Annotated in this window: 2 protein-coding genes and 1 pseudogene; all 3 read right to left on the bottom strand. The window is 75.6% G+C overall.

The window, feature by feature from the left end; genetic code table 11:
• Positions 1–2 precede the first annotated feature (2 nt).
• Positions 3–1,682 (bottom strand): class I adenylate-forming enzyme family protein, encoded by a 1,680-nt coding sequence (locus tag AB0O00_RS34420; RefSeq protein WP_363658566.1) that lies wholly within the window; start codon positions 1,680–1,682, stop codon positions 3–5.
• Between the two features lie 176 nt (positions 1,683–1,858).
• Positions 1,859–2,368 (bottom strand): beta-ketoacyl synthase N-terminal-like domain-containing protein, encoded by a 510-nt coding sequence (locus tag AB0O00_RS34415; RefSeq protein ID WP_363658564.1) that lies wholly within the window; start codon positions 2,366–2,368, stop codon positions 1,859–1,861.
• Between the two features lie 103 nt (positions 2,369–2,471).
• Positions 2,472–2,811 (bottom strand): annotated as a pseudogene (locus AB0O00_RS34410) (beta-ketoacyl-[acyl-carrier-protein] synthase family protein); the annotation flags it as partial.

Here is a 2,811-nt window from a genome sequence, read left to right as displayed (position 1 = left end):
GTTCATGCGTGGGCCACCTCATGGTGGCGCTCCCGCAGGAGGACCTTGCGGACCTTGCCGGTCGGGCCGAGCGGGATGTCGTCGCCGGAGACGACGAGCACCCGGCGGACGGTCGCCGCGGCGGCCTCGTCCAGGGCGGCGACGACGTCCTTCGTCCGGTCGGCGGCCGGGTCGGCGCCGTCGGCGAGGAGGAGCAGCACGTCGGTGACGACGCGCTCGCCGTCGTGCGCGGCGACGACCGTGCAGTCCACGACCTCCGGGCAGGCGGCCAGGACGCGCTCCTCCGACATTGCGGTGAACAGCCGCTGGCCGTCGCCGAGTTCGACCGAGTCGACGGCCCGGTCGACGTGGTAGTAGTAGCCGTCCTTGTCGCGGTACACGAGGTCGCCGGTGAGGAACCGGCCGCGCAGCCGGGTGCGGAACGTGGTGGCCGAGTCGTTCCAGTAGCCGAGCGCCAAGGTCGGTGAGGCGGTGGCGAGTTCACCGATCTCACCGGGGCCGAGCGGCTCGCCGTCCGGGCCGACGACGGCGCAGTCGACGAAGGCGTGCGGGCGCCCGACGCAGCGCCCGTAACGGTCGGTGCCGGGCCCGTGGGTGATGAAGAAGTGCGAGTGGCCCATCTCGGTGGAGCCGAGGCCGTCGACGAACAGCGAGCCGGGTTCGCGGGTGCGGCCGGCGCGGGTGACGGTCTCGCGGCTGCCGGTGGCGATCAGGCGCCGGATGTGCGTCTCGTGGGCGCAGTCGCCGGTGTTCCACCAGAGGGCGACGGAGGCGAGGTCGCGGGCGGAGAGGTCATGGCGGGCGAGGTCGGCCCAGGTGGCGGCGAAGCCGACGACGCCGGTGGGCTGCCAGCGCTCGATCGCGTCCAGCACACCTGCGCCCGACTGGCCGGACAGCAGGGCGAGTTGGGTGTGCGAGCTGAGCGCGAGGTTGACGGCGATCAGCGTCGCGGCGTGCGGCGCGGGCAGCGCGCTGAGCATCCGCTCCTGCCCCTGCGGGCGCGGCAGCCGCAGCCGGTGGCGGATCGCCGCGTACAGGCTCGCGTGCGAGTGGACGACGGCCTTCGGCATCCCGGTGGTGCCCGAGGAGTGGGTGATCGCGACCGGGTCGTCGGACCAGTGGCGGTAGGGCTCGGGTGCGGCGTCCGGGTCCCCGGCGCCGAGGGTGGCGATCTCGGGGAGCAGCCGGGCGCCGGGGTCGTGACCGGCCAGCGCCGCCAGGTGGGCCGGGTCGGCGAGGACGCCCGCGGCGCCGAGGCGGGCGATGTAGCGGGCGGCGCGTTCGCCGTCCAGGTGCGGGTTGAGCAGGGCGGGGATCGCGCCGAGCCGGGCCAGCGCGAGGAAGGCGAGCACGTGGTCGGCGGCGTCGCTCGCGTAGACGACGACGGGGTCGCGCCGTTTGACGCCGAGGCCGTACAGGGCGGCGGCGCGGGCGCGGACGGCGCGGTCGAGCTCGCGCAGGGTGAGGGCGTGCCAGGCGGGGTGCTCGTCGACGGGGGTGTCGAAGGTGAGCAGCGGGTCGTCCAGGCCGAGGCCGAGCGCGAGGCGGCTGGTCAGTACGGTGCCGGCGCCGACGTCCGGGTCGTCCGCGAGGAGACCGCGGATGCGGCCGGTCGTGCCGGGTGTTGTGGCGGGTGTCGTTCGGTTGGTGGTACTTCGGTTGGTGGTACGGGGGGTGGTCACGGGGGCGGATCCCTCCCTTGGTGCCGCTATCGGCCCGGGCGGGCCGCTCGGCGGCGAAAGGTGTGCGGGGTGGTGTGGCGGGCCGGCGCGCGGCCGGTGTGTGCGGCGACGGCGCGGGTCGGAGCGTCGGGGGCGGCAGCGGCGTGACGGGCGACGGCGGCCGGCGGCAGGTCGGTTCAGTTCTCGACGAGGACGGCCACGGCCCGGTCGCCACCCTCGTCCTGTTCGGCCGCGATGACGAGGACCCGGTCGGCGTCGCCGTCCGCGAGGAGCAACGCGGCGAGGTCCAGCGCGTCCGCGGGGACGGTGCCGCGCCCGGCGGGCTCGGCCGGGCTGATCGCGACGACGGGGCCGGTCAGGCCCCAGCGGGCGGCGATGTGCCCGAGGACGGCGTTGGGGTTGGACTGGAAGAACAGCAGCGGGGCCGTCCGGCGGCCGGGCACGGCGCCTTCGTCGATGGCCTGCGCGGTGGCGCGGTCGCCGCTCGCGCTGGCGAGCAGCAGGGCCGTACGCCCGGGCGCGGGTGCGGCGCCGTGGTGGGCGCGCAGGCAGCGTTCGGCGGTGTCGGCGACGAGTGGGTTGAAGGTGGAGGCGGCGAAGCCCGGCAGGGGCGGCAGCGGATCGTCCGCGCGGTGCGGGTCGGGCCACTGGGCCTCGGCGAGGATGCGCAACGGGGGAGGGGACATGGGTGGGGTGGTCCTGGTGTGGGTGGTGGTGTCGGGGTGGGCGGTCGCTCGGCGGGCTCGTCGTGCAACGGGCCTTGCACACCGGCCCGTTGGCTCTGCCCACTCATGCGCGGGCCACGAGGATGGCCGTATTGGCGCCGCCGAAGGCGGAGTTGAGGCTGAGGGCGTAGTGCGGCGCGGCGGTGCGCGGTCCGTCCAGGACGAGGTCGAGGCCGACGTCCGGGTCGGGGCCGAGCCAGCCGGCGTTGACCGGGAGCCTTCCGGTCTGCAACGCGCCGATGGTGACGGCGAGTTCGAGCAGGGCGGAGGCCTCCAGGGCGTGGCCGTGGACGGATTTGCTGGAGCTGACCGGCAGGCGGGCGGTGTGCGCGCCGAACACCCGGTGCAGCGCCAGGGCCTCGGCGCGGTCGGCGAGGGTGGAGCCGGTGCCGTTGGCGTTGACG

Source organism: Kitasatospora sp. NPDC093558, assembly GCF_040683475.1.
GTDB lineage: Bacteria > Actinomycetota > Actinomycetes > Streptomycetales > Streptomycetaceae > Kitasatospora.
This window is presented reverse-complemented; position numbering and strand designations above follow the sequence as displayed.

What these genes read in the sequence shown, in the direction of transcription:
- AB0O00_RS34415 (WP_363658564.1), bottom strand. Translation starts at nt 2,368, where the DNA reads ATGTCCCCTCCCCCGTTGCGCATCCTCGCCGAGGCCCAGTGGCCCGAC.